This is a genomic window from Methylobacterium sp. WL18, from assembly GCF_008040015.1.
Lineage (GTDB): Bacteria > Pseudomonadota > Alphaproteobacteria > Rhizobiales > Beijerinckiaceae > Methylobacterium > Methylobacterium mesophilicum.
In genome coordinates, this window is the sequence record NZ_VRVD01001124.1 from 1 (window position 1) to 810 (window position 810).

An 810-nucleotide genomic window follows, 5' to 3' on the forward strand; every position below is an offset into this window, starting at 1 on the left:
CGCAGGCGGCCCTCCTGCGCGGGCGCGAAGGCCGGCAGGGCGTGCGCCTCCACGAGGTGGTGGATCAGCGCCGTGGTGAACACGGTCTTGCCCGAGCGCGCGAGCCCGGTGACCCCGAGCCGCAAGGTCGGCTGGATCAGCAGGTCGTGCGAGGCTTCGGCGAAGGCTTTGACGGCCGAGCCGGCGCGTGCGGCAAGGTCGGTCAGGGGCACGGGCGGGCTCGTCGTCTGGGAAAAGAGGCGGGGCACAGGTGGCGCGGTTCGGCCCGAACCGCAAGGCTTGCCCCGGGACCGGGTTTCCAAAGGGCTCAGCCCTTTGGCGGGGTTCGGGGACGGAGCCCCTGAGAGACCCGGGCACTGCCCCGGACCCGCAAAAGGTCGAAGACCTTTTGAAACCATGACTTTACGGGGTGGGCTTCAGGCGCGCGATGGCGGCCTCGACGAGGTCCGGGCTGGCCCGGAGCGTGCCGAGTTCCACCGCCGACATGGCGAGCATCACCGGCGCCAGATTCGGTCGCGGCGCGCCGTCCGGCCCGAATAGGTCGAGGTCGTCGGTCGGCTTCAGCCCGACGCTGCCGCTGATCTTCGCGGCATAGGCCTGGATCCGGACCTCGTCGCCCGTGCAGAGCGGGGCCGGCAGACGCAGGTCGAGGAAGGGCAGTCCGGAGGCGATGGCGGGCAGGAGCGCCGATTCCGCGACCATCCGGTCGGGGCTCGGAACCTTGCGGTCGAGGAGCGCGGCCGGATCCGCGGCGCCGCGGGAGAGCGAAGGTGCCGCCGGGGACGCGATGCCGGCGGCGATGTGGGGCAC

At 72.3% G+C, this 810-nt stretch carries 1 protein-coding gene and 1 pseudogene; both read right to left on the reverse strand.

The annotated features are described in order from the left end of the window. Positions 1-212 (reverse strand): YcjX family protein (locus tag FV228_RS31290; RefSeq protein WP_147857925.1); only part of this gene is annotated, 212 nt, incomplete at its 3' end. Positions 213-402: 190 nt separating this feature from the next. Continuing rightward, positions 403-810: pseudogene (locus tag FV228_RS31295) on the reverse strand (hypothetical protein); the annotation flags it as partial.